At 65.2% G+C, this 23,391-nt stretch carries 21 protein-coding genes; 15 read left to right on the forward strand and 6 right to left on the reverse strand.

Annotated elements, in window-relative coordinates:
- Positions 1-4: 4 nt before the first annotated feature.
- The 3 genes from QW863_RS11140 to QW863_RS11150 form a co-directional block, all read right to left on the reverse strand.
- Positions 5-319, reverse strand: coding sequence for a response regulator (locus tag QW863_RS11140; protein WP_315716189.1), 315 nt, complete (start codon positions 317-319; stop codon positions 5-7).
- Positions 320-542: 223 nt separating this feature from the next.
- Positions 543-932, reverse strand: a complete 390-nt coding sequence (locus QW863_RS11145) for a response regulator (RefSeq protein ID WP_008968243.1) — start codon at positions 930-932, stop codon at positions 543-545.
- Between the two features lie 237 nt (positions 933-1,169).
- Complete coding sequence (locus QW863_RS11150; protein WP_315715994.1) at positions 1,170-1,892, reverse strand: Crp/Fnr family transcriptional regulator; 723 nt, start codon at positions 1,890-1,892, stop codon at positions 1,170-1,172.
- Positions 1,893-2,562: 670 nt separating this feature from the next.
- Between QW863_RS11150 and QW863_RS11155 the strand changes: the two genes are divergently transcribed.
- From QW863_RS11155 to QW863_RS11200, 10 genes are all read left to right on the forward strand, one after another.
- The gene (locus tag QW863_RS11155) at positions 2,563-3,312 is read left to right on the forward strand and encodes a histidine kinase dimerization/phospho-acceptor domain-containing protein (protein WP_409977909.1); all 750 of its coding nucleotides are present in this window, start codon (positions 2,563-2,565) and stop codon (positions 3,310-3,312) included.
- A gap of 294 nt (positions 3,313-3,606) precedes the next feature.
- The gene (locus QW863_RS11160; RefSeq protein WP_315729343.1) at positions 3,607-5,157 is read left to right on the forward strand and encodes a flagellin; all 1,551 of its coding nucleotides are present in this window, start codon (positions 3,607-3,609) and stop codon (positions 5,155-5,157) included.
- A gap of 216 nt (positions 5,158-5,373) precedes the next feature.
- Entirely contained in the window at positions 5,374-5,769 is a 396-nt protein-coding gene (gene flbT / locus QW863_RS11165) for a flagellar biosynthesis repressor FlbT (protein WP_315716969.1), read from the forward strand.
- 255 nt (positions 5,770-6,024) lie between these two features.
- Positions 6,025-8,793 carry a hybrid sensor histidine kinase/response regulator gene (locus tag QW863_RS11170; protein WP_315714011.1) on the forward strand — a complete coding sequence of 923 codons (2,769 nt, stop codon included), beginning with the start codon at positions 6,025-6,027 and terminating at the stop codon, positions 8,791-8,793.
- Positions 8,794-8,819: 26 nt separating this feature from the next.
- Positions 8,820-9,293, forward strand: coding sequence for a chemotaxis protein CheW (locus QW863_RS11175; protein ID WP_315716970.1), 474 nt, complete (start codon positions 8,820-8,822; stop codon positions 9,291-9,293).
- A 30-nt stretch (positions 9,294-9,323) separates the two neighbouring features.
- The gene (locus QW863_RS11180; protein WP_315716971.1) at positions 9,324-9,713 is read left to right on the forward strand and encodes a response regulator; all 390 of its coding nucleotides are present in this window, start codon (positions 9,324-9,326) and stop codon (positions 9,711-9,713) included.
- A gap of 29 nt (positions 9,714-9,742) precedes the next feature.
- Positions 9,743-10,612 (forward strand): protein-glutamate O-methyltransferase CheR, encoded by an 870-nt coding sequence (locus QW863_RS11185; protein WP_315716972.1) that lies wholly within the window; start codon positions 9,743-9,745, stop codon positions 10,610-10,612.
- A gap of 34 nt (positions 10,613-10,646) precedes the next feature.
- Positions 10,647-10,970 carry a PilZ domain-containing protein gene (locus QW863_RS11190; protein WP_315716973.1) on the forward strand — a complete coding sequence of 108 codons (324 nt, stop codon included), beginning with the start codon at positions 10,647-10,649 and terminating at the stop codon, positions 10,968-10,970.
- A 197-nt stretch (positions 10,971-11,167) separates the two neighbouring features.
- Entirely contained in the window at positions 11,168-11,677 is a 510-nt protein-coding gene (locus QW863_RS11195; protein ID WP_315716974.1) for a response regulator, read from the forward strand.
- A 461-nt stretch (positions 11,678-12,138) separates the two neighbouring features.
- Positions 12,139-12,774, forward strand: coding sequence for a response regulator transcription factor (locus QW863_RS11200; protein ID WP_315717165.1), 636 nt, complete (start codon positions 12,139-12,141; stop codon positions 12,772-12,774).
- A 114-nt stretch (positions 12,775-12,888) separates the two neighbouring features.
- On the opposite strand, the gene QW863_RS11205 is transcribed toward QW863_RS11200, so the two are convergent.
- The 3 genes from QW863_RS11205 to QW863_RS11215 form a co-directional block, all read right to left on the reverse strand.
- A complete protein-coding gene (locus tag QW863_RS11205) occupies positions 12,889-16,500 on the reverse strand; it encodes a PAS domain S-box protein (protein ID WP_315716976.1) in 3,612 nt (1,203 codons plus the stop codon).
- Positions 16,481-16,915 (reverse strand): response regulator, encoded by a 435-nt coding sequence (locus QW863_RS11210; RefSeq protein ID WP_315716977.1) that lies wholly within the window; start codon positions 16,913-16,915, stop codon positions 16,481-16,483. Before QW863_RS11210 ends, QW863_RS11205 begins: the two co-directional genes overlap by 20 nt.
- Before the next feature lie 349 nt (positions 16,916-17,264).
- Entirely contained in the window at positions 17,265-17,972 is a 708-nt protein-coding gene (locus tag QW863_RS11215) for a GntR family transcriptional regulator (protein ID WP_315716978.1), read from the reverse strand.
- A 124-nt stretch (positions 17,973-18,096) separates the two neighbouring features.
- Between QW863_RS11215 and QW863_RS11220 the strand changes: the two genes are divergently transcribed.
- From QW863_RS11220 to QW863_RS11240, 5 genes are all read left to right on the forward strand, one after another.
- Positions 18,097-19,128 (forward strand): ABC transporter substrate-binding protein, encoded by a 1,032-nt coding sequence (locus QW863_RS11220; RefSeq protein WP_315716979.1) that lies wholly within the window; start codon positions 18,097-18,099, stop codon positions 19,126-19,128.
- On the forward strand, positions 19,128-19,892 hold the full coding sequence (locus QW863_RS11225; protein WP_315716980.1) for an ABC transporter ATP-binding protein: 765 nt from the start codon (positions 19,128-19,130) through the stop codon (positions 19,890-19,892). The genes QW863_RS11220 and QW863_RS11225 overlap by 1 nt, the downstream gene beginning before the upstream one ends.
- 11 nt (positions 19,893-19,903) lie before the next feature.
- Positions 19,904-20,764 carry an ABC transporter permease gene (locus tag QW863_RS11230; protein ID WP_315716981.1) on the forward strand — a complete coding sequence of 287 codons (861 nt, stop codon included), beginning with the start codon at positions 19,904-19,906 and terminating at the stop codon, positions 20,762-20,764.
- Positions 20,761-22,497, forward strand: coding sequence for an L-arabinonate dehydratase (gene araD, locus QW863_RS11235; RefSeq protein WP_315716982.1), 1,737 nt, complete (start codon positions 20,761-20,763; stop codon positions 22,495-22,497). The genes QW863_RS11230 and araD overlap by 4 nt, the downstream gene beginning before the upstream one ends.
- Before the next feature lie 154 nt (positions 22,498-22,651).
- Positions 22,652-23,371 (forward strand): ribonuclease activity regulator RraA, encoded by a 720-nt coding sequence (locus QW863_RS11240; RefSeq protein ID WP_315716983.1) that lies wholly within the window; start codon positions 22,652-22,654, stop codon positions 23,369-23,371.
- The last annotated feature ends 20 nt before the right edge of the window (positions 23,372-23,391 follow it).

The following is a 23,391-nucleotide window of genomic DNA, read 5'->3' on the forward strand; positions in this document are numbered from 1 at the left end:
CCTGCTACCAGCCCGCCGCTCTGACCAGCCGCCGGCGATCGGTCTGCTGCGCGATCTGCTTCAGAGTTTGCCGGGGCCGCATCAGGTCGATCGGCTTCGAGAAGGGGGAACCTATATTGAGCTCGAGAACCTCGGTGCCGGAGCGGTTGCCCAGCGAGAGGTCCGGCATGATGCAGTCCAAGCTCCTCTTCTGCAGGACGATCGAGGCTGCGTCGACCGAGCTCACGTCCGTCGCGTTGAAGCCGGCCTGTGCTGCAATCTTTCGCAAGATTGAAACATGCACGGCGGCATCTTCGATCACGAGGAGTTCGTTGCGCATGAATTCCCTGTCCCGTTGCCGCCCTGACACGGTCATCGGCAAGCAGGATCATGTCTACCGGCCGGCTCTGACCCCCTCGTAAATTTTGGTTTCCGTACGACTACGGGGAGCGTGCGGCGATGTATGCGTCCTGCCGTCGTCAACCGCGCGGTGTTCGTCCGCCAAAGAGAAAGCGGCCGAACACCGGTCCGGCCGCCGCGCAGGGCATTCCCGGGGAGTTCGGCTATTCGGCCGGGCCGAACACGGCTTCCATCTTGGTCTTGAGCGTCGCAGCATTGAACGGCTTGACGATGTAGTTGCTCACGCCGGCCTTCTTGGCGGCGATGACGTTCTCGGTCTTCGACTCGGCCGTGATCATGATGAACGGCGTCTTCGACAGTTCCGGGCTGGCGCGCACCTCGCGCAGCAGGTCGTAGCCGGTCATCGGCTCCATGTTCCAGTCGGAGATCACGAGGCCATACTTCTTCGCCTGCATCTTGGAGAGCGCGGCCGATCCGTCGCTGGCGTCGTCGACATTCTCGAATCCGAGCTGCTTCAGCAGGTTGCGGATGATCCGGATCATAGTGGCGTAGTCATCGACCACCAGGATCGGCATCGACAGATCAAAGGCCATGTCATTACTCCGCGCGTCTGGTCAAAAGCCGAACACGGGCGAGATATATCAGCACGAAGATTATTCGACGCTTCTTGGAACTCGCGCTCGTCAGCACGTCGACAATTATCAGCGCCCGTTGAACAGCGCGTTAATTCCGTCCGCATCGGTGATGGGGATCATGCAATGGGCCGTAGTTGTACGGAGGCAAGGGCGGTCGGCGAGGCGCCGGCGCGCGACGGCTGGAACGACGCCTGCTTACGGCAGGCTGCGCGGCCGGACCAGGTTCTCGTAGTGGGCCTTCACGGCGCCGTAGCACTCACACGCCGTCTTCTTCAGCCCCTCCAGATCGATGATCTCGATATGGCCGCGGCTATAGTGGATGAAGTCCGCCTGCTGCAGCGTGCTCGCCACCAGCGAAACGCTGTTGCGTCGGGCGCCGATCATCTGCGCCAGGGACTCCTGGGTGATGTAGAGCTTGTTGCCGCCTGAAAGGTCATGCGTCTGCAGCAGGCAACGGGCGAGACGCGACTCGACGGTGTGGGCGGCGTTGCAACCGGCGGTCTGCTGACTCTGCACGTAGATGGCGAGTGCGTGGCGCAACATCAGCGCGCGAAACGAGGGGCTCTGTTCGGCGGCTGCCCGTACCCTATCGATGTCGACGACCGATGCAGCACCGGGAACGAGGACCACCGCGCTGTTCAGCACCACCGGATCGCCGCCCGCGAGCAGGGACATGCTTCCGAAGAAGCTATCGCGACCGATCATCGCCACCTGAACGCGCTCTCCGCGCGCGAGGTTCACGACCAGCGAGATCACGCCGCGATGAGGAAAGTAGATGCGCGAAAGCTTTTCGCCGACCTCGGCGAGAATGGAGTCTTGCACCAGATCCACGGTCCGCAGATAGGGTCGGATCAGCTCGAAATCATCGTCGGTCAACGACGACAGGAAACCGTTCGGAGAACGCAAGCTGGGGTCCAAAGCCATCTCCTGCATTGCAGTAACGGAGCCTCGCAGATCTCAATGCCCTCATGGTTCCATAGAACTGCGTCCCATCCGCTGACAAGAAGAATCACGGGTAATATTCCCAGTAAAGACCATTCGTTCCTGCTGTGTGCGTTGTCGTGCAGACAGGCGCGAATGCGCGTTGCGGATTTGGGCCATCAACGTGTGTGCGATGTGCTGATCTGATCGCGCGCGGTTGTATACAGTCGGCACGCATCCGGCCTCCGCCTCGGCTCCTGAAAGCAGCGCAGCACGCTTGCGGCGAACGTCTCGTTGCTCCGGCCGCCGCAGCTCCGCCGGACACGGACGCCACGTAGCAAGCGCCGCAATTGACAGCGGACATCTTGAGGCCAAAATCGCTAATAAGCGCGCTGATTCGTTGACGGATCTTTTTCTGTCGGATGCAACTCTCGTCGCCAGTGGAGGCATCGGCCGGTGTCCTGCGGCTGGCGGTGATGAGGTTGTCGTCCTGGCAGGAGCAGGAGTCCAACTGATGCTGCATCCAGCCGGAGCGCGATCGATGGTCAGCGGTGAGACTGAGCGCCAAGGCTGAGCATCAAGACGAAGCTGAACATCGCAGCGGCGTCCGTGCGTTTGCGTCCCGATAGCCCCGCCGTCCTCCCCCCCAACAGGTATTGCAGGATTCATGGCCTCTTCCACCTACCAGCGGTCCAATCAGTCGCTACCGAGCCCGGGCGCAGACATTCCGGCTGCAGCGACGCCGGACATCCACCCAGGGATGGCCATCGTGGGTCAGGTTGCCGGTGGCCTGCTGCACGACTTCAACAACATTCTCACCGTGATCACGGGGACCATCGACATTCTCGCCGAAGCGGTCGAGGACAAGCCCGAACTGGCGGCCGTCGCGCGTCTGATCGACGAGGCCGCGACCCGGGGCGCTCGATTGACGTCGCAGCTTCTGTCGTTCGCAAGGGGCCGGCCGCCGCAGCCATGTGCGGTGGAGTTGAACGAGCTCCTGGTCGACGTCGCTCGCCTGCTTCGTCCGACATTGGGCACCGAGGTCGAGGTGACGACGTCGGTGGGCGCGGACGTGCCGGCCGTCTTCGCTGATCCGGGCCAGTTGATGGCGGCATTGCTGTGTCTTGCGATCGGGGCCCGACATCGACTGGAGCACGGTGGCCGCATCGACATCCAGGCCAGGCGCATGAGTGCGGACGCCTCGCGCGCCGGCGGCATCTCCTCCGACGTGCAGATCGTGTTGACGGCGTCGGTGAGTGCGGCGGAGGCCGGTCCAGCCGATCCCGTGTTCTCGGAGATCCGGCTGGTCGAGGATTTCGTCAGGCGCTCGAACGGACGTCTGGAGCTCCAGGAGCCGCACGGCCGGACCGCCAGCGTCGAGATCGTCCTCCCGCACGCGGACCGCACCCCCGCGTAACCGGCCGCTCTTCCGCAAGCTCATAGTTAGCACTGCCTTAACGGTCGCACCGCGTATCGGCGCGCGCCCGTCAGACGTGGATCCGTGCGCCATTTTACCGTGAATCGCGGCGGCCTGCACGCATTTGATCAAACTGATTAGCGGCCAATTAGGATTAACGGCGGCGGCGGAGGCTGCGCGCGGCCGTTCCGAAGTCAATTTAACGAACGGGTAGGATTCCGCGGACCAGTCTGCGCCATCGCCGACAGAACGGTGCGGCGATGTCTACTCATGTTCATCCAGAAGGGAATGACAATGTCAGGTATCGTACTCTCTGCGTCGGTTCGCCAGAACCTGCTCTCGCTCCAGTCGACGGCTCAGCTCCTCGCCACCACGCAGAACAACCTCTCCACGGGCAAGAAGGTCAACTCGGCGCTCGACAATCCGACCAACTTCTTCACCGCCCAGGGTCTCGACAACCGCGCTTCCGACATCTCCAATCTGCTCGACGGCATCGGCAACGGCGTGCAGGTGCTGCAGGCCGCCAACACCGGCATCACCTCGCTGCAGAAGCTCGTCGACAGCGCCAAGTCGATCGCCAACCAGGTGCTGCAGAGCGCGGTGGGCTACTCCACCAAGTCGAGCGTGACCTCGGCGGCTCTGACCGGTGCGACCGCCACCGACCTGCTCGGCTCCAGCTCGACGGCTGTGACCGGCTCGGTCGTGAACAACGACAATACCTCGAGCGCGGTGGCGATCACCGGTTCGACCAAGCTGTCGGGCACGGCGGGCACCGCGTCGAACAACCTCGCCTCCGGCATCACCTCCGGTGAGACGCTGGTCGTCAACGGCACCACCTTCACCTTCATCACCGGCACGTCCTCGACGGGCACCAACATCGGCATCGGCGACAGCGTCAGCAACCTGCTGTCGGCGATCCAGACCCAGACCGGCGTGACCGCGTCGATCACCGCGGGTGCGATCACCCTGACGCCGCCGGCGGCGGGATTGACGCTCTCGGGCAGCACCGGCACCTTGGGCAAGCTCGGGCTGACTGCTGTCGGCGACGGCTTGTCAGGTCAGACCTTGACGGTCGGCGCCACAGGAGGTGGCACGGCGACAAGCATCACGTTCGGTCTAGGGACAGGACAGGTCAAGTCGCTGAACGATCTCAACGCGAAGCTCGCAGCCAACAACCTGCAGGCCACGGTCGACTCGTCCACCGGCAAGATCTCGATCACCACGACCAACGACGCGGCTTCGGCCACGATCGGTGCGATCGGCGGTACGTCGGCTGCATCCAGCCAGGCCTTCAACGGTCTGACGGCGGCGGCTCCGGTGGCGGACGCGACCGCGCAGACGCAGCGCGCGAGCCTGGTCTCCCAGTACAACAACGTGCTGGCGCAGATCAACACGACCGCGGCTGACGCTTCGTTCAACGGCATCAACCTGCTGAACGGCGATACGCTGAAGCTGACCTTCAACGAAACCGGCAAGTCGACGCTGTCGATCACCGGTGTCACGTTCAACTCGGCTGGTCTCGGCCTGTCGAACCTGACCTCGGGCACCGACTTCCTCGACAACAACTCGGCGAACAAGGTCATCGGCGTCCTCAACTCGGCGAGCTCCACGCTGCGCAACGAGGCCTCGACGCTGGGTTCGAACCTCTCGGTCGTGCAGGTTCGTCAGGACTTCAACAAGAACCTGATCAACGTGTTGCAGACCGGTTCGTCGAACCTGACGCTGGCCGACACCAACGAGGAAGCGGCCAACAGCCAGGCGCTGTCGACCCGCCAGTCGATCGCGGTGTCCGCGCTGTCGCTCGCCAACCAGTCGCAGGCGAGCGTGCTGCAGCTCCTGCGCTAAGGCGCGGGCGGCACCCACGAATATCGGAGGCGGCGGGGCTTGCCCCGCCGTTTTCGGCTCTAGACTATTCGCAAATTGACGCCGCTCGGCTGCGGCGCCGGATCAGCCGGACAGCGAGCACGAGAGCAACGTCGTGTCGACGCGAATGCAGCCTGCCGACGACGCCGCTCCCGAGAGGAGACTCCCGAGAGGAGCCTTCTGAGAGGAGACTGGGCCATGCCCCTGCGGGTCGAGCTGAAGCCTTTCGAGCGCATCGTGATCGGCGACAGCGTCATCGTGAATTCGAATACGCGCGCCCGCTTCATCGTCGAAGGCGACGCGCCCATCCTCCGCGAGCGTGACACCGTCACCGCCGAGACCGCCGATACGCCGGCCAAGCGCCTCTATCTCTGCGTCCAGACGATGTATCTGAAGAACGACGCGATCCGTTATCGCGCGTCCTATCTCGCCTGTATGAACGAGTTGCGCAGGGCGATTCCGGAAGCCGCCGGCCAAGCCGAGATGGTGGATCGCCATGTCACGGAAGGAGCGCTGTACAAGGCGCTGAAGGAGATCAGGGCGCTGATCGAGCGAGAGGATCGCGCAGTCGCGCCGGCCGAAGCGATGCCTTGACATTCCGGCCGCGGAAGGAGCCGGGCTCGCCACAGCCTGAGAGGTCGGTACTACGTCCGTATTAGCACGGACAATAAAATTAACGGGACGGATAAAAGCCCCACCTAACGATGGCGTGGACGAAAGTCTGTTCAGCCGAGTCGGCGAGGGCCGGGTATCGATCCGCGCTGCTGGTGAAGGCCGGGACCGGCCGTCGCTCTGACAGGATCAGCGGTCGCCCGTGACCGCGGCGCCAATTCTTGGAAGGCCAGTTTCATGGACGATCTGTTGCGTGAGTTCCTGACGGAGACCAGCGAGAGCCTGGACACCGTCGACAATCAATTGGTACGGTTCGAGCAGGAGCCGAACAACGCCAAGATCCTCGATAACATCTTCCGGCTGGTGCACACGATCAAGGGGACCTGCGGTTTCCTCGGCCTGCCGCGGCTCGAGGCGCTGGCGCACGCCGCCGAAACATTGATGGGCAAATTCCGCGACGGCATGCCGGTGACCGGCGAGGCCGTGACGCTGATCCTGACCACGATCGACCGCATCAAGGACATCCTGGGACAGCTCGAGGCCAACGAGGCCGAGCCCGAGGGCGAGGACCGCGACCTCATCAGCGAGCTCGAGGCGATGGTCGAGCGCGGCATGGCGGCGATGGCCGCCGGCGAGGCGGCCCCGCCGCTGGTGCCGGCCGCGCCGCCCGCCCCCGCGGTGACGCACGGCTCGCTGATCGACCAGACGCTGGAGCGTCCGCTGCGTCCGGGCGAAGTGTCGCTCGACGAGCTCGAGCGGGCCTTCCGCGAGACCGCGATCGAGTTGCCGCCCGCGCATGAGAAGGCGCCTGAGCCCAAGGCCGCTGCCCCGGCGCCGGTCGCCAAGGCCGGGCCTGCCAAGGCGGAAGCAGAGGCCAAGGCCGAGCCGAAGAAGGCGGCGCGGCCGAAGGTCAATGCCGACGGCGAGGTGCACGAGAACGACAAGGTCGCCAACCAGTCGATCCGCGTCAACGTCGACACGCTCGAACATCTGATGACGATGGTCTCGGAGCTGGTGCTGACGCGCAACCAGCTCTTGGAGATCGCCCGCCGCAACGAGGACACCGAGTTCAAGGTGCCGCTGCAGCGGCTGTCCAACGTCACCGCCGAGCTGCAGGAGGGCGTCATGAAGACGCGCATGCAGCCGATCGGCAATGCCTGGCAGAAGCTGCCGCGCATCGTCCGCGACCTCGCCACCGAACTCGGCAAGCAGATCGAGCTTGAGATGCACGGCGCCGACACCGAGCTCGACCGCCAGGTGCTCGACCTGATCAAGGACCCGCTCACCCACATGGTGCGCAACTCCGCCGATCACGGCCTGGAGACGATGGCCGAGCGCGCCGCGGCCGGCAAGGCCGAGCAGGGCACCATCCGGCTGTCCGCCTATCACGAAGGCGGCCATATCATCATCTGCATCGCCGACAACGGCCGCGGCCTCAACACCGAGCGCATCAAGGCCAAGGCCTTGGCGAACGGCCTCGTCACCGAGGCCGAGCTCGAGAAGATGACGGAAGCGCAGATCCACAAGTTCATCTTCGAGCCGGGCTTCTCGACCGCGGCCGCCGTCACCTCGGTCTCGGGCCGCGGCGTCGGCATGGACGTGGTGCGCACCAACATCGATCAGATCGGCGGCACCATCGACATCAAGTCGGTGCTCGGCGAGGGCACCTCGGTCACCATCAAGATCCCGCTGACGCTCGCGATCGTCTCGGCGCTGATCGTCGAAGCCGGCGGCGACCGCTTCGCGATCCCGCAATTGTCGGTCGTCGAGCTGGTGCGTGCGCGCGCCAACTCCGAGCACCGCATCGAGCGCATCAAGGACACCGCGGTCTTGCGCTTGCGCAACAAGCTGCTGCCGCTGATGCATCTGAAGAAGCTCCTGAAGATCGACGACGGCTCGTCGACCGATCCGGAGAACGGCTTCATCGTGGTGACGCAGGTCGGCAACCAGACCTTCGGCATCGTGGTCGACTGCGTGTTCCACACCGAGGAAATCGTGGTCAAGCCGATGTCGACCAAGCTGCGTCACATCGACATGTTCTCGGGCAACACCATCCTGGGCGACGGCGCCGTGATCATGATCATCGATCCGAACGGCATTGCGAAAGCGCTCGGCGCCGCCGGCTCGGCCTCGCAGGCGGTGTCCGACGAGCACGCCGCGCATCACGCCATCGGCGGCGAGCAGCTCACCTCGCTCTTGGTGTTCCGCGCCGGCACGGCGCAGCCCAAGGCGGTGCCGCTGGCGCTGGTCACGCGGCTGGAGGAGATCGCGGCCGACAAGATCGAGATCTCCAACGGCCGCTACATGGTGCAGTACCGCGACCAGCTGATGCCCCTGGTGCAGATGGAAGGCGTGTCGGTGCAGACGTCGGGCTCGCAGCCGATCCTGGTGTTCGCCGACGAGACCCGCGCGATGGGCCTCGTGGTCGACGAGATCATCGACATCGTCGAGGAGCGGCTCAACATCCAGGTCTCCGGCGCCAAGGACGGCATCCTCGGCTCGGCGGTGATCAAGGGCCAGGCGACCGAGGTGATCGACGTCGGCCACTTCCTGCCGATGGCCTTCGCCGACTGGTTCATCCGCAAGGAGATGCACACGGACGCGCAGACGCAGTCGGTGCTGCTGGTCGACGACTCGCCGTTCTTCCGCAACATGCTGGCGCCGGTGTTGAAGTCGGCCGGCTACAAGGTGCGCACGGCGGCCTCGGCGATCGAGGGCCTGGCCACGCTGCGCTCCGGGCACAGCTTCGACATCGTCGTCACCGACATCGAGATGCCGGAGATGAACGGCTTCGAGTTCACCGAGGCGATCCGCGCCGACCAGAACCTGAGCCAGATGCCGGTCATCGCGGTGTCGTCGCTGGTGTCGCCGGCGGCGATCGAGCGCGGCCGCCAGGCGGGTCTCTACGACTACATCGCCAAGTTCGACCGGCCCGGCCTGATCGCGGCGCTGAAGGAACAGATCGAGGAACGGGCCCGCGCCGAAGCCAACCGGCGGGCCGCGTGACAGCAAGCGGACAGGAGTAGCGTGCGATGAGCAGCAAGATCGAAACCACCGAGGGCGCCGCCGTCGAATACGTCACTGCGATGATCGGCGGCCAGCTGTTCGGCCTGCCGATCTCCCGGGTACAGGACGTGTTCATGCCGGAGCGGGTGACGCGGGTGCCGCTGTCATCGGCGGAGATCGCCGGCGTCCTGAACCTGCGCGGCCGCATCGTGACCGTCGTCGACATGCGGGCGCGGCTCGGCCTTGCCCGCGCCGAGGACGGCAAGCCGCCGATGGCGGTCGGCGTCGATCTGCGCGGCGAGTCCTACGGTCTCCTGATCGACCAGATCGGCGAGGTGCTGCGGCTGCCCGAGGAGGGCCGGGAGGAGAACCCCGTCAATCTCGATCCGCGCATGGCGAAGCTTGCCGGCGGCGTGCACCGCCTCGACGGCCAGCTGATGGTCATTCTCGACGTCGATCGCGTGCTCGAGCTCCTGCCGAAGGCAGCAATCGCCGCCTAGCCCGTCAACCGTCCCATAGGGGAGACAACAATGAAGAGCTGTCTGGTCGTGGATGACTCCAGCGTCGTGCGCAAGATCGCACGCCGTATCCTGGAGGAGTTGGGCTTCTCCGTCGTCGAGGCGGAGGATGGCGAGCGGGCGCTCGAGATCTGCACCAAGAGCCTGCCGGACGCCATTCTGCTCGACTGGAACATGCCCGTCATGGACGGTTATGATTTTCTCGGGCGCCTGCGCCGGCTGCCGGGCGGCGAAGGCCCGAAGGTGGTGTTCTGCACCACCGAAAACGACATCGATCACATTTCGCGCGCGCTGAACGCCGGCGCCAACGAATACATCATGAAGCCATTCGACAAAGAGATTGTGGCCGCCAAATTCCAGGAAGTTGGTCTCATCCAGGCGCTGTCAGCCGAATCCGCCTGATCCCTTCGTCTGCCCAGAAGAGGCCGCCCGTGAACCAGCCTGATTATGAGTTCCTGCGCAAGCTGCTTCGAGACAAGTCCGGTCTCGATCTGTCTGCCGACAAGCAATATCTGATCGAGAGCCGCCTGCTTCCGCTCGCGCGCAAGGCCGGCCTGGCCAGCATCAGCGATCTCGTCCAGAAGCTGAAGGACGGGTCGAGCGCCTTGATCAGCCAGGTCGTCGAAGCGATGACGACCAACGAGACGTTCTTCTTCCGCGACAAGGTCCCGTTCGATCATTTCCGCGACGTGATCATGCCGGAGCTCCTCAAGGCGCGCGCCAACCGCAAGTCGATCCGGATCTGGTGCGCTGCTTGCTCGACCGGCCAGGAGCCGTATTCGCTGGCGATGTCGCTCAAGGAGATGGGATCTGCGCTCAGTGGATGGCGCATCGAGATCATCGCCACCGATCTCTCCCAGGAGGTGCTCGAGAAGTCCAAAGCGGGTCTCTACAGCCAGTTCGAGGTGCAGCGCGGGCTGCCGATCCAGCTTCTGGTCAAATATTTCAAGCAGGCAGGCGAACTCTGGCAGATCAATTCCGACGTGCGCGGCATGGTCCAGCATCGCCAGCTCAATCTGCTGCACGACTTCTCACAGCTCGGCACGTTCGACGTCGTGTTCTGCCGCAACGTGCTGATCTATTTCGATCAGGACACCAAGATCAACATCTTCGGCCGGCTCGCCAAGCAGATGGAGCCGGACGGCTTCCTCGTACTCGGTGCTGCGGAGACCGTCGTCGGCCTCACCGACGTGTTCAAGCCGCTCGCGGACCGGCGTGGCCTGTATCGCCCGAGCGGGATCGCTTCCGCGGCGAAGGCGCCGGCTCCGGGAATGCCCAGGATCGCGGCCGCGGGCAACTAGATGTTCCCGCAGCCCAATAGAGCAGGACGCGAAGATGTCTGACGACAACAAAGGTACGGAGCGCGTCACCTTCAGCCGCGGTTACGATGTCTGCATCATGGGCATCGACGGGACCTGGCGCAGGGACTGCCAGCTCAACGCCATCTCGGACACCGACGCGGTGCTGACGGTCGAGGGATCGATCCAGGGATTGAATCTGAAAGAGTTCTTTCTGCTGCTGTCCTCGACGGGGCTCGCCTACCGCCGCTGCGAGCTGGTCCGGGTCAACGGCTCCGAGATGGACATCCAGTTCATCAAGGGAAAGAACAAGAAGAAACGTGGCAACGCTTCCGCCGGCCAGGAAACGACCGTCAACTAGTTCGCCTTGCGGCAGCACGGCGCATTGCTCGCCCGCCGCTCGGGAAACTTCCGCGCGCGGAGCGACGAGGAGACGCGCCAGCCCGGGTCCTGCGCAAGTCCTAAGACGCGTGGCCTTTTTTCGGAGAGCCGCTTTACGTCGCCGCAGGGTCGGACGTGTATGACAATGACGTCGGTCAAATTTTCCAGGGACGGCCAATGCCGGTCATGAGTTCGGAACTTGCATCCAGCCGGTCGGAGCGCGCCGATGATGGCGAACGGCGCGCGCTGCAGCTCTTGGTCGTCGACGACGACGCCGCGCAGCGGACGCTGATCGCGCTGGCGGCCAAGCAGGCCGGCCACGCCGTGACGGTCGCGGCCACGTGCAGCGATGCGATCCGCGAGGTGCGCAACAACCGCTTTGACTGCGTGACGCTCGATCTCATGCTCGAGGATGGCGAGGGGACCGAGGTCCTCAAGGTCATCGCAGATACCCGCTTCGCCGGTTCCGTGATCGTGATCAGCGGCATGGATGCGGCGAAGCGAATTGAGGCCCGGGTGTTCGCGCGCTCGCTCGGAATCGACCTGCAGAGCCTGCCGAAGCCAGTCGATCTGGCGGCGTTGCGCATCTGCCTGGCGAATCTCGGCAAGACTGCGCTCGGCCTGCCCGTGGTTCACACCTGGGGCGGCGTCGCAGCCGAAAGTGTTGCCGCGAAGCATCGGTCCTGACAGAGCTGCATCGGCGCAAGCCGCGGTCCAGGGCGCACAATCCTATGCAACGTCCGAATCCCGCCGATCTCTGATCAAAACGAGGGCAAGGCCGGCTGACGGCTGTACCTCTTGTGTCAAATGCCGTGCAGATTTTCGTGGGCTGAGGGCCGTGCACGCGTCCGCCGCCGAGCATGTCTGTGGGCGTGGTGCACGCGGGCAACGCTGATGCGATCAGAGTTTGATGTCGATCATGACGCTGTCGGCGTCGATGTGTTTTTGCAAGGCAGCATGCTGCCCGAGACGACTGCCTTGAGATCGTGTCCAGATCATGGTCTCGTGAAGGCGATCACCGATCTGCAGCTACTACTTGTGGGTTAGGATCATAAACCGTACAAATACGGGTGCCCAAAGCACCCGACGAGTATGGTATCATAAGACGCGCTTTCATTGTTTCTTCTCCTTTGCAAGAGCAATCGCCCATGGCCGAACAAACAACTTCCCGCGGAGAGATTTTTGTCGTCGATGACGACCCAGCCGTGCGCGACACCCTCTCGATGGTCTTGTCGGCAGGTGGGTATGAAGTGATCTGTTTTGCGGACGGCGCCGCGCTCCTGGCGGTGGCGCGGAGCAGGACACCGGCCTGTATCCTGCTCGACGTGCACATCCCCGGAAAGTCCGGTCTCGACATTCTCAGGGAACTGCACGGCGAGGACTATCCGGCTCCGATCTTCATGATCTCGGGCCAGGGCGACATCCCGATGGCCGTCAATGCGATCAAGAACGGGGCGCTCGACTTCATCGAGAAGCCGTTCCGCGGCAGTGAGATCGTGGCCCGTCTGAACGAGGCGATCGGCGCGTTCGCGCGGCGGCAGAAGGAGAATGCCTCGCCGAAGATCGGCTCGCTGCATTTCCCCGGTCGCGAGCCGCTGACGCGGCGCGAGCGCGAGGTCCTGGAACAATTCACGGCGGGGGCCTCGAACAAGGAGGCGGGGCGCACGCTGGGCATCAGCCCGCGCACGATCGAGGATCACCGCGCCAACATCATGAAGAAGCTCGGCGCGCGCAACGCGGCCGATCTGATCCGCATCGTGATGACGGCGTCGCGCGCCAATTGAGCCGATGGCCGGGCCGCCCGCACGTGGCCTCAAGCTGGAATAGCGGCAACCGCAAGCGCCAGGCCGCGTTGGTCGGGCCGCATCGGTCAAGCCTCGTTTTTCATGCCTGGTTTTTCAAGCCTCGGTCGCGGCGAGCGCCTTGCGGATCATCTTGGCGAGCTCGGATTTGCGGTACGGCTTCGGCAGCAGAAGAATTCCTTCGTCGAGCCGGCCGTGATGCACCACGGCATTCTCGGTGTAGCCGGAGGTGAACAGGACTCGCTGCGTCGGACGAATCCGCTGGATCTCGGATGCGAGCTGGCGGCCGTTCATCGTCCCCGGCATGATGATGTCGGTGAAGAGCAGATCGAACGGCTCTCCGGCATTGGTGATCGCCAGCGCTTCGGCGGCATTGGCCGCCTCCAGCGTCGCATAGCCCAGTGCATGGAGCTGGGCGAGAACGTAGCCGCGCACCAGCCGGTCGTCCTCCACCACCAGGATCGTCTCCTGGCCGCCCTGGATCGCCGGCGCGTCGCCCGAGGGCTGCGTGATCGCTTCTTCGCTGCCCGGCGGCAGGTACATCCGGATCGTGGTGCCGTGGCCCTCTTCGCTATAGATCCTGATGTGGCCGGCCGATTGCTTCACGAAGCCGTACACCATCGACAATCCGAGCCCCGTCCCCTTGCCAGGCCCCTTCGAGGTGAAGAACGGATTGAACACCTTGTCGATGATGGCGGCGGGAATGCCGCTGCCACTGTCGCTCACCGCGATCATCGCGTAGCGACCGGGCCGCACGTCGTCGTAGAGACTTGCGTAGTTCTCGTCGAGGTCGGCCCAGCCGGTCTCCAGGATGAGCTTGCCGCCATTCGGCATCGCGTCGCGGGCATTGAGCGCGAGGTTGATGACCGCCGTGGCGAGCTGGTTCGGATCGACATGCGCCACGCAGGTCTCGTCCTGGAAGACGGACTCGATCTCGATCTGCTCTCCGAGCGTCGGCCGCAGCAGCTTGGCTGTGTCGATCATCAGTGTGTTGACGTCGACCTCGCGCGGCTGCAGCGGCTGCCGGCGCGCAAAGGCGAGCAGATGCTGGGTGAGATCGGCCCCGCGCGCGGCGGCCTCGTCGATCATCCTGGTGATCGCGGCGAGCTGCGGCTCCTTGGCCACGGCCGCGGCGAGAATCTCGATCGTGCCGGTGATCACGGTGAGGATGTTGTTGAAGTCGTGTGCGATGCCGCCGGTGAGCTGGCCGATCGCCTCCATCTTCTCGGACTGGCGGATCCGCTCCTCGGTCGCGATCTTGTCGGTGAGGTCGCGGAAGAAGCCGTTCAGCACGAAGCCGTTGCGGGTCTTCAGCGCGGTCACGCTGAGCTCGGCCTTGAACTCGCGGCCGTCGCGCCGCTTCACCATGACCTCGCGTCGGCGGCCGACCCCGAGTGCGCTCGCTTGTCCGGTCATCAGGATGCGGCCGAGCGCGGCGCGCAGCTCCTCGCCGACGTCCCCGACCGTGATCACGTCGAAGACGTCCTTGCCGATGATCTCGGCGCGCGACCAGCCGAAGATCTTCTCGGCCTGGGAGTTCCAGTTGAGAATGGCCCCGTTGTCGTCGACCTGGACGAAGGCATCGAGCGCGGTCTCGACGATGTTGCGGGCGAGCTGTTCGCTCTCCCGGAGCGTCTCCTGCGCCAGCCGGCTCTCGGTCATGTCGCGGCCGATGAAGAAGTGGCGCTGCACCGGCTCCGACCAGTTCGAGGTCCAGGACAGCGTCACCACGCGGCCGTCCTTGTGGACGTAGCGGCAGTCGGAGGTGCGCGCCCGAAGGCCTAGGCGCGAGGCGCGAAGCTCCTCGCGTGCCTTGGGTAGATCGTCCGGGTGGATGAAATCCGCGCCGCTGCGGCCGATCATCTCCGCCGGCGTATAGCCGAGAATCGCCTCCACGCTCGGTGAGACCTGAACCAGGATGCCATTGCGGTCGGTGATGAGGATCAGGTCCTGCGACGTCTCGAAGATGCGCCGCCGTTCCTCGGTCTGCTGGCGCAGCGCCAGTTCGGTCCGGCGGCTCTCGGTGACGTCGCGTGCGATCTTGGAGGCGCCGATGATCTGGCCCGTCGGTGATTTGATCGGCGAGACGCTGAGCGAGACCTGGACCAGCTCACCGTCCTTGCGGATCCGCACCGTCTCGAAATGCTGGATCCGCTCGCCGCGGGCCATGCGCGCCAGAAGGTCCTGGGCCTCGGCCATGCGCTCGGGCGGCACGAGGAAATCCGCAAGGCGGCCCACGGCCTCCTCGGCGGAGTAGCCCAGCATGGCCTCGGCTGCCGGATTCCAGGCGGTGATGGTGCCGTCCAGCGACAGCGTCACGATCGCGTCGTTCGACGATTCCACCGCGGCACTGTAGAGCCGTTCGCGGGCGGCGAAATGGTCGCGCGCTGCTTCGGTCAGGTAATGCTCCTGGACCTCGCGCTCGAGCTCGGCGGTCTTGGTGCGAACCTCGTCCAGCACGCGGGCGAAGGCGCGCGCCAGCACGCCGGTCTCGCCGACCGCCTCGAGCGGGATATTCACCGCCTCGCCGCGCCCCACGCCCTCGACGGCCTGGGTCAGCTGGTTGATCGGCCGCGTCAGCGAGCGCGCGACCACGAAGGCGAGCGCGGCCGCGCACAGCATCGCGATCAGGCCGACCTCGATCGCCGTCTTGCGGATGGCGAGGGCGGGCGCCATGAAGGCGGTGTTCGGGATCGTCTCGATCACCGCCACCCATTCCTGTCCCGCGAGCAGCGCCGGGGCGAAGGCGACACCGCCGGGACGATCGGCTTCGTCGTGCAGGATCTGCGCGAAACCCTCGGCGGTGCCGGTCGCGCCTGCGAGCGTCGGAAAATCGTCCTGCCATCGCGTCGATCGGCCGCGTTTCGAGGCGAATTCCCGGTCTGATTCGGGATGGAAGAGATAGTCGCCGCGGGCGTTCACGACATAGAGCTGCGCGCCCGGGCGGGCCGCCATGCGCAGATGCGCGAAGATCGGGCGCATGTCGAGATCGACCATCAGGATCGCGTACGGCTTGCCGTCCGGCGCGAACACCGGCGTGCCGACGCACAGCATCGGCACGCCTGTCTTGGGGTCCGTCGTGTTGCCGTCGAGAATGATCGGCGAGAGCCGGATGCCGCCGGGCGGCAGGCTCAGCGTCTCCTTGATGTAGTTGCGCTCGCCGCGCGTGATCAGCTCGTTCTCCGGAACGATCCGAACCGTGTTGCCCGGCCCGAGCCGGTCGACCCGGATCAGCTCGCGATAATCGTTCTCGATCCCGACCAGGCGGATCATCGCGTAGGTCGGCTTGGCCTGCAGCTCGGCGAAGTAGCGCGTTGCGACCCGCTCGCGCCACGACTGCGCCGGCAGCCCTTCGCGGGGATCGGGAGCTCCCGTCTTCAGTGTGCGTATCAACGTTGCCAGATTCGGAGAGGCGCGATAGCCGTTGATGTCGTTCCGGGCGCTGCCGACATAGTTTTCGAGCTCGGTCGCCATCAGGCGCGAATGCGACTCGATTCGATCGAGCGCGCGCGGCAACAGCGCCCGCTCGAGGCTGCGATAGCCGAGCCAGCCGACGGCGAACACCGCGATCGCGACCAGCAGGATCATCGCGATGGCCAGCCGCGTCGTCAGCGTGAGGCGGCCGCCGAACCGCGGCGCCTCGCTCGCGCGCTGCGCGCCGCTGAGCAGGAGCCCTTCGGTTCGGCCGTCAGGATTTCGGAACAGCATCTTGGCCTGGCCGGGGTCGAGCAGCCCGATCGCCTGCCGATGCCAGGCATTCGGAAACCATCGTCAGGAGGGCTGCCGGTTTGAACGGCTTGGGCAATGCGGACACCGCTCCCAGCCTCGTGGCCATGGTAAGATAATCGGGCTCTATCGCAGAGGTCGGGGTGTGGGCACGTCCCGAGGTCATGATGATCGGAACGCCGGGCGTGTGCTTGAGGATCAAGCGCATCGCCTCCAGCCCGTCCATGCCCGGCATGAAGATGTCCAGGATCACCAAGTCAAAGCTCTCGCTCGTGAAGCGGACGAGCGCCTTCTGGCCGTCGCCCGCGATGCCGACGACGTGACCGGCCCGTTCGAGCACGCGCTGAATTGTCAGCTGCATGAGCGGATCGTCGTCCACGACCAGAATCTTCGCCACGCTCCGCATCTCCCGATTGGCTGGCAGCAAGACCAACGGTCAGTTGTAAGGTTTTGCCCAATTCGCGGCGCGCCGCAAGCGTTTCGCCGGGCAAGTCACATGCAGGATGGGGCGCGGTGATCGATGTCCTGTACGGGACAAGGGTGGACTATCCGGGCGCCGGGCCTGCATTCGAGGCGCTCGCGCCGTAGTTGCATGGCACGGAGCGCTCCATAATCGCCTCGTCCTCGCGCCGAATGCACAATATTTGAGCACATGTCTGAGGATTTGCGATCCCAGGTGGCGCGACAGACGGTGCGGACCAGCGTGCGGCGTGACACCGCTCACGTCCTCCGATTGGGCGGGGCTGCTAGCCACTGAGATAGTCCGGCCAGCGGCCGCGAATGGTCGCGAGGTCGCTCAGCGTCCCGGTCAGGTGCTCGCGCAGATGCGTCTGCGCGTCGTTCGGCCGGCCGGCGGCGATCGCATCGACGATCTGCTTGTGATGGCGCAGGATCGTCTGCGCCTTGCCGGGCGAGGGCAGATGCAGCCGGCGCAACCGGTCGATGTGACCGCTGCGGCTGCGCACCAGGGTCCACAGCTCGTGCTTGTCCGCGGCGGTGTAGAGCCGCTCGTGGAATGCGTTGTCGACCACCGTGAATGACGCGAAGTCGCCGTCCCTGGCGAATCGCCGCTGCTGGGCGATCAGAGCATGGAGTTCGTCGATCGGCGCCGCCGCCGGCCGCAGCGCGAGCAGGCGCACGATCTCGAGCTCCAGCGCCTGGCGCAGGAACTGCGCCTGCTGCGCCCGACCAACATCGATGCGGCTGACCAGGGTCGCGTGCTGCGGGAACACGTCGACGAGGCCTTCCTCGGCGAGGCGCATCAGCGCGTCGCGGATCGGCGTCGAGCTGAGGCCGAACTCGGCCTGCAGCGCCGGCCGCGACAATGGCGCTCCCGGTGGGAGCGCGAGGGCGATGATCTGGTCGCGCAACCGCTCGAAGACCTGCGGTGCCGCGCGCCGGCTCGGATCGAGCCGTTCGGGCGGGAGAACCGCACGCGTCGCGGGCAATGCCATTTGGTGGGACGTCCGGCTCGAATGTCGCAGGGGGAGAACAGCCCTTGTCAGAGATGCACTAATGCATTAGTGCATCTCTCCGCTGGCCGTCAAGAAGGAGCCGGCACGCGAGGAGGGATGTCCCATGTTCGAGAAGTTCGCGCGCTCGGCCGCACGAGCCGGCGGCCTGCTGGCCACGCTGCTGGTCGCGGCGGCCTGGAATGACGCCGCGCAGGCCCAGCAGAAGACCGAAATCTCGCTGTCGCGCCAGCCTGGCATCTTCTACATGCCGAGCCACATCATCGAGAAGAACAAGCTGATCGAGAAGCATGCGGCCGCGCTCGGCGTGCCCGGCGTCACCACCAAATGGCTGACCTTCTCCGGCGGCGGCGCGCAGACCGATGCGCTGTTGTCGGGCAGCGTCGACATCCTCAACACCGGCACCGGCAATCTGCTGCTGTTGTGGGATCGTACCCGCGGTGGCGTGAAGGGCATCGTCGCCACCTCGGCGCAGCCGATGACCCTGATCAGCCGCGATCCCAACATCAAGTCGATCAAGGACTTCGGTCCCAGTGACAAGATCGCCGTGCCGACCGTCAAGGTCTCGACCCAGGCCATCGTGCTGCAGATCGCGGCCGCCGAGGCGTTCGGCGCCGATCAGTGGAACAAGCTCGACGCCAACACCGTGCAGCTCGGTCACCCCGACGCCTATACGGCGCTGTCGAACCCGCAGCACGAGGTGCACAATCATTTCTCGATCCCGCCCTACACGTTCCTCGAATTGAAGAACGTGCCCGGCGCGCATGTCGTGATGAATTCGCCCGACGTCATGGGCGGACCGCTGAGCCAGGCGCAGTTCTTCACCACCACGAAGTTCGCCGACGCCAATCCGAAGATCATCCAGGCGGTGCGCGATGCGACCAAGGAAGCGCAGGACCTGATCCGCAGCGATACCAGGACGGCGGTCGAGATCTACAAGGAGATCACCGGCGACAAGACCTCGGTCGATGACCTGCTCGCCTGGCTCAAGGAGCCCGGCATGATGGAATGGAATCTGGAGCCGCAGGGCACCATGAAGTTCGCGGCCCATCTCGCCAAGATCGGTACCATCAAGACCCAGCCCAAGGCCTGGACCGACTATTATCTGCCGGTCGCGCATGATCTGAAGGGCAACTGATGTCCGCGCTGCTCGACGTCGATGGCGTCACCCTGCGCTACAAGACCTCCAGCGCGGTAATCACCGCGACGGAGCGGGTCGGCTTCTCCGTCGACCGCTCCGATCGCTTCGTGCTGCTGGGACCGTCCGGTTGCGGCAAGTCGACCTTGCTGAAGGCGGTCGGTGGCTACATCAAGCCGAGCGAGGGCCGGATGCGCATCAGCGGCCGCGAGATCACCGGTCCTGGCGCCGATCGCATGATGATCTTCCAGGAGTTCGACCAGCTGCTGCCGTGGAAGACCGTGCTCGCCAACGTGATGTTCCCGCTGCTGACGGCGCGGCGCATGCCGCGCGAGGAGGCCGAGAGCCGCGCCCGCACCTATATCGAGAAAGTCGGGCTGACGCGCGTCGTCGATGCCTATCCGCACACGCTGTCGGGCGGCATGAAGCAGCGCGTCGCGATCGCCCGGGGCATGGCGATGGAGCCGGACATCCTGCTGATGGACGAGCCGTTCGCCGCGCTCGATGCGCTGACGCGGCGCACCTGCCAGGACGAGCTGCTGCAGTTGTGGAACGAGACGAAATTCACCGTCTTGTTCGTGACGCATTCGATCGCCGAAGCCATCAAGATCGGCAACCGCATTCTGCTGCTGTCGCCGCATCCCGGCCGCGTCAAGGCCGAGGTGGTCGACGTCGACAAGGTCTCGGCCGAGGACGGCAGCGCGGCGCGCCTGGAGAAGCAGATCCATGATCTTTTGTTCTCCGAACCTGCAACGACGCATTGAGGACGGCGCCCATGGCTGAAGCCAAGATCATCCTGCGCGATACGTCGCCCGCGAGCGCCGCGCCTGCAGATGTCGCGCGCAAGCTCGGCGTGCTCGAGCTGCTGTGGAACGACGGCTTCGTGCGCAAGAGCCTGATCATCGTCTTGCTCGCCGCGATCTGGCAGGCCTATGGCAGCTATCTCGACAATCCCCTGCTGTTCCCGACCTTCTCCGACACCATCGCGGCGCTGTGGGAGAAGGTCCGCGACGGCACCATCCCGATGCGCGTCTGGACCTCGCTGAAGGTGCTGTTCATGGGCTATGCCGCCGGCATCGTTCTCGCGGCGATCCTGACTGTGCTCGCGATCTCGACCCGCATCGGCACCGATTTCCTCGAGACGATCACGGCGATGTTCAATCCCTTGCCGGCGATCGCGCTGCTGCCGCTGGCGCTGATCTGGTTCGGGCTCGGCAGCGGCAGTCTCGTCTTCGTGCTGATCCATTCGGTGCTGTGGCCCGTCGCGCTCAACACCCATTCCGGCTTCAAAAGCGTCTCGAACACGCTGCGCATGGTCGGGCGCAACTACGGTCTCAGCGGCTTCTCCTATGTGATCCGCATCCTGATTCCGGCGGCGTTCGGCGCCATCCTCACGGGTTTGAAGATCGGCTGGGCCTTCGCCTGGCGCACCCTGATCGCGGCCGAGCTGGTGTTCGGTGTCTCCTCGGGGCAGGGCGGCCTCGGCTGGTTCATCTTCGAGAACCGCAATCTGCTCGAGATCCCCGCGGTGTTCGCCGGCCTGCTGACCGTGATCCTGATCGGCCTCGTGGTCGAGAATCTGATCTTCCGCACCATCGAGCGCAAGACCGTGCTGACCTGGGGAACGCAATCATGAGCCACAAGAAGAGCCCCGATCAGCTGCGCAGCGCGCGCTGGTTCGCGCCCGACGATCTCCGTTCCTTCGGCCATCGTTCGCGGGTGATGCAGATGGGCTATGCCCAGGAGGAGTGGAAGGGCCGTCCGGTCATCGCCATCATCAACACCTGGTCCGACGCGCAGCCCTGCCACATGCACTTCAAGCAGCGCGTCGACGACGTCAAGCGCGGCGTGCTGATGGCCGGCGGTTTCCCGATCGAGCTGCCGGCGCTGTCGCTGTCGGAGTCGCTGTTGAAGCCGACCACGATGCTCTATCGCAACATGCTGGCGATGGATGTCGAGGAGCTCTTGCGCGGACACCCCGTCGATGGCGTCGTGCTGATGGGCGGCTGCGACAAGACCACGCCGGCGCTGCTGCTCGGCGCCACCAGCATGAACCTGCCGGCGATCTATCTCCCGGCCGGGCCGATGCTGCGCGGCAACTGGAAGGGCAAGACGCTCGGCTCCGGGTCCGACGCCTGGAAGTACTGGGATGAACGCCGCGCCGGCAAGCTGTCGGACGCCGATTGGAATGCCATGGAGGCCGGCATCGCCCGCAGCCACGGCACCTGCATGACCATGGGGACGGCCTCGACCATGACCGCGATCGCGGAAGCGATCGGCATGACCTTGCCCGGCGCCTCGTCGATTCCGGCTGCCGATGCCGAGCACATCCGCATGAGCTCGGAATGCGGCCGCCGCGTCGTCGAGATGGTGTGGGAGGACCTGACGCCATCGAAGATCCAGACCCACGCAGCGTTCGAGAATGCGATCGCGGTCGCCATGGCGATGGGCTGCTCGACCAACGCCATCATCCATGTGATCGCGCAGGCGCGCCGCGCCGGCGCCGATATAGGCCTCGACGATTTCGAGGCCGCCAGCCGCAAGGTGCCGGTGCTCGCCAATGTCCGGCCGAGCGGCGACGCCTATCTGATGGAGGATTTCTACTACGCCGGCGGCCTGCCCGGGCTGATGAGCCGGATGAAAGAGCATCTCCATCTCGACTGCCTCACTGTCAACGGCCGTACGCTCGGCGACAACATCGCTGACGCCGGCGTCTACAATGACGACGTCATCCGTCCGCAGTCGAACCCGATCTACCGCGAGGGCGCGCTCGCCGTGCTCAAGGGCAACCTTGCGCCGGACGGCTGCGTCATCAAGCCCTCTGCCTGCGATCCGCGCTTCCTCAGGCACACCGGCCCGGCGCTGGTGTTCGACGACTATCCCTCGATGAAGAAGGCGATCGACGATCCCGATCTCGACGTCACCGCCGACCATGTGCTGATCCTGCGCAATGCCGGGCCCCAGGGCGGGCCGGGGATGCCGGAATGGGGCATGCTGCCGATCCCGACCAAGCTCGTGCGCGAGGGCGTGCGCGACATGGTCCGGCTGTCCGACGCGCGCATGAGCGGCACGAGCTATGGCGCCTGCATCCTGCATGTGGCGCCGGAGGCCTATGTCGGCGGCCCGCTGGCGCTGGTGAAGAATGGCGACCTGATCACGCTCGACGTCGCCGCGCGCACCATCAATCTCGACGTGCCCGAGGAGGAGCTGGCGCGCCGCCGCGCCGCCTGGACACCGCCGGCGCCGCGTTTCGAGCGCGGCTATGGCTGGATGTTCGCCCGCCACATCCGCCAAGCCAATGACGGTTGCGACTTCGACTTCCTGGAGACCGGCTTCGGCGCGCCGGTCGGGGAACCCGCGATTTATTAGTTCATAGCGCCGCGTTAGCCCGCGCTGTTTCCGCGATCGAGGTGCGCTCCCTCCCCCCTTGCGGGGGAGGGGGGTACCCAAAGCGACACCGTTGATGTGGACCCCCACCCCCAACCCCTCCCCGCAAGGGGGAGGGGAGAACGACGAGCACCGCATGACCAGACTCAGCACCGCCACCCGCAACAAGCTCAAGACCGTCTCGACGGCCACGGTCGCTACCGCGCTGTTCAAGCGCGGCCTGCGCATCCAGTGCATCGAGAACGTCCATCCGCTCAGCCCGGCGCAGCCGACCATGGTCGGCGAAGCCTTCACCTTGCGCTACATCCCAGCGCGCGAGGATCTCAACACCATCGAGGTGTTTCGCGACCGCGGCCATCCGCAGCGCAAGGCCGTCGAGGATTGTCCGCCCGGCGCCGTGCTGGTGATGGACAGCCGCAAGGACGCGCGCGCCGCTTCGGCCGGCGCAATTCTCGTGAGCCGCCTGCAGCAGCGCGGCGTCGCCGGCGTCGTCACCGACGGCGGCTTCCGTGACGCCGCCGAGATTGCCAAGCTCGGCATCCCCGCCTTCCACCAGCGTCCGAGCGCGCCGACCAATCTCACCCTGCATCATGCGATCGAGATCAACGGCCCGATCGCCTGCGGCGACGCGCCGGTGTTTCCCGGTGACGTCATCCTCGGCGATTCCGACGGCGTCATCGTCATCCCCGCCCATCTCGCCGACGAGATCGCGGACGAGACGTTCGAGATGACCGCGTTCGAGGATTTCGTTGCCGAGGAAGTTGCCAAGGGCCGCTCGATCCTCGGCCTCTATCCGGCGACCGATCCGCAGACGCCCGCCGACTTCGCGGCGTGGCGCGCGAAGAACAACCGGTAGCCGCTACGTCCTCGGCTGTC

Source organism: Bradyrhizobium sp. SZCCHNR1017 (assembly GCF_032381375.1).
GTDB lineage: Bacteria > Pseudomonadota > Alphaproteobacteria > Rhizobiales > Xanthobacteraceae > Bradyrhizobium.

Excerpts from the sequence above, each read along its gene's own strand:
- QW863_RS11225 (WP_315716980.1), top strand. The coding sequence starts at position 19,128 with ATGTCCGCGCTGCTCGACGTCGATGGCGTCACCCTGCGCTACAAGACC.
- QW863_RS11155 (WP_409977909.1), top strand. The coding sequence starts at position 2,563 with ATGGCCTCTTCCACCTACCAGCGGTCCAATCAGTCGCTACCGAGCCCG.
- QW863_RS11200 (WP_315717165.1), top strand. The coding sequence starts at position 12,139 with ATGGCCGAACAAACAACTTCCCGCGGAGAGATTTTTGTCGTCGATGAC.
- QW863_RS11195 (WP_315716974.1), top strand. The coding sequence starts at position 11,168 with ATGCCGGTCATGAGTTCGGAACTTGCATCCAGCCGGTCGGAGCGCGCC.
- QW863_RS11170 (WP_315714011.1), top strand. The coding sequence starts at position 6,025 with ATGGACGATCTGTTGCGTGAGTTCCTGACGGAGACCAGCGAGAGCCTG.
- QW863_RS11190 (WP_315716973.1), top strand. The coding sequence starts at position 10,647 with ATGTCTGACGACAACAAAGGTACGGAGCGCGTCACCTTCAGCCGCGGT.
- QW863_RS11215 (WP_315716978.1), bottom strand. The coding sequence starts at position 17,972 with ATGGCATTGCCCGCGACGCGTGCGGTTCTCCCGCCCGAACGGCTCGAT.
- QW863_RS11240 (WP_315716983.1), top strand. The coding sequence starts at position 22,652 with ATGACCAGACTCAGCACCGCCACCCGCAACAAGCTCAAGACCGTCTCG.
- QW863_RS11140 (WP_315716189.1), bottom strand. The coding sequence starts at position 319 with ATGCGCAACGAACTCCTCGTGATCGAAGATGCCGCCGTGCATGTTTCA.
- QW863_RS11175 (WP_315716970.1), top strand. The coding sequence starts at position 8,820 with ATGAGCAGCAAGATCGAAACCACCGAGGGCGCCGCCGTCGAATACGTC.
- flbT (WP_315716969.1), top strand. The coding sequence starts at position 5,374 with ATGCCCCTGCGGGTCGAGCTGAAGCCTTTCGAGCGCATCGTGATCGGC.
- QW863_RS11160 (WP_315729343.1), top strand. The coding sequence starts at position 3,607 with ATGTCAGGTATCGTACTCTCTGCGTCGGTTCGCCAGAACCTGCTCTCG.
- araD (WP_315716982.1), top strand. The coding sequence starts at position 20,761 with ATGAGCCACAAGAAGAGCCCCGATCAGCTGCGCAGCGCGCGCTGGTTC.
- QW863_RS11205 (WP_315716976.1), bottom strand. The coding sequence starts at position 16,500 with ATGCTGTTCCGAAATCCTGACGGCCGAACCGAAGGGCTCCTGCTCAGC.
- QW863_RS11220 (WP_315716979.1), top strand. The coding sequence starts at position 18,097 with ATGTTCGAGAAGTTCGCGCGCTCGGCCGCACGAGCCGGCGGCCTGCTG.
- QW863_RS11180 (WP_315716971.1), top strand. The coding sequence starts at position 9,324 with ATGAAGAGCTGTCTGGTCGTGGATGACTCCAGCGTCGTGCGCAAGATC.
- QW863_RS11230 (WP_315716981.1), top strand. The coding sequence starts at position 19,904 with ATGGCTGAAGCCAAGATCATCCTGCGCGATACGTCGCCCGCGAGCGCC.
- QW863_RS11145 (WP_008968243.1), bottom strand. The coding sequence starts at position 932 with ATGGCCTTTGATCTGTCGATGCCGATCCTGGTGGTCGATGACTACGCC.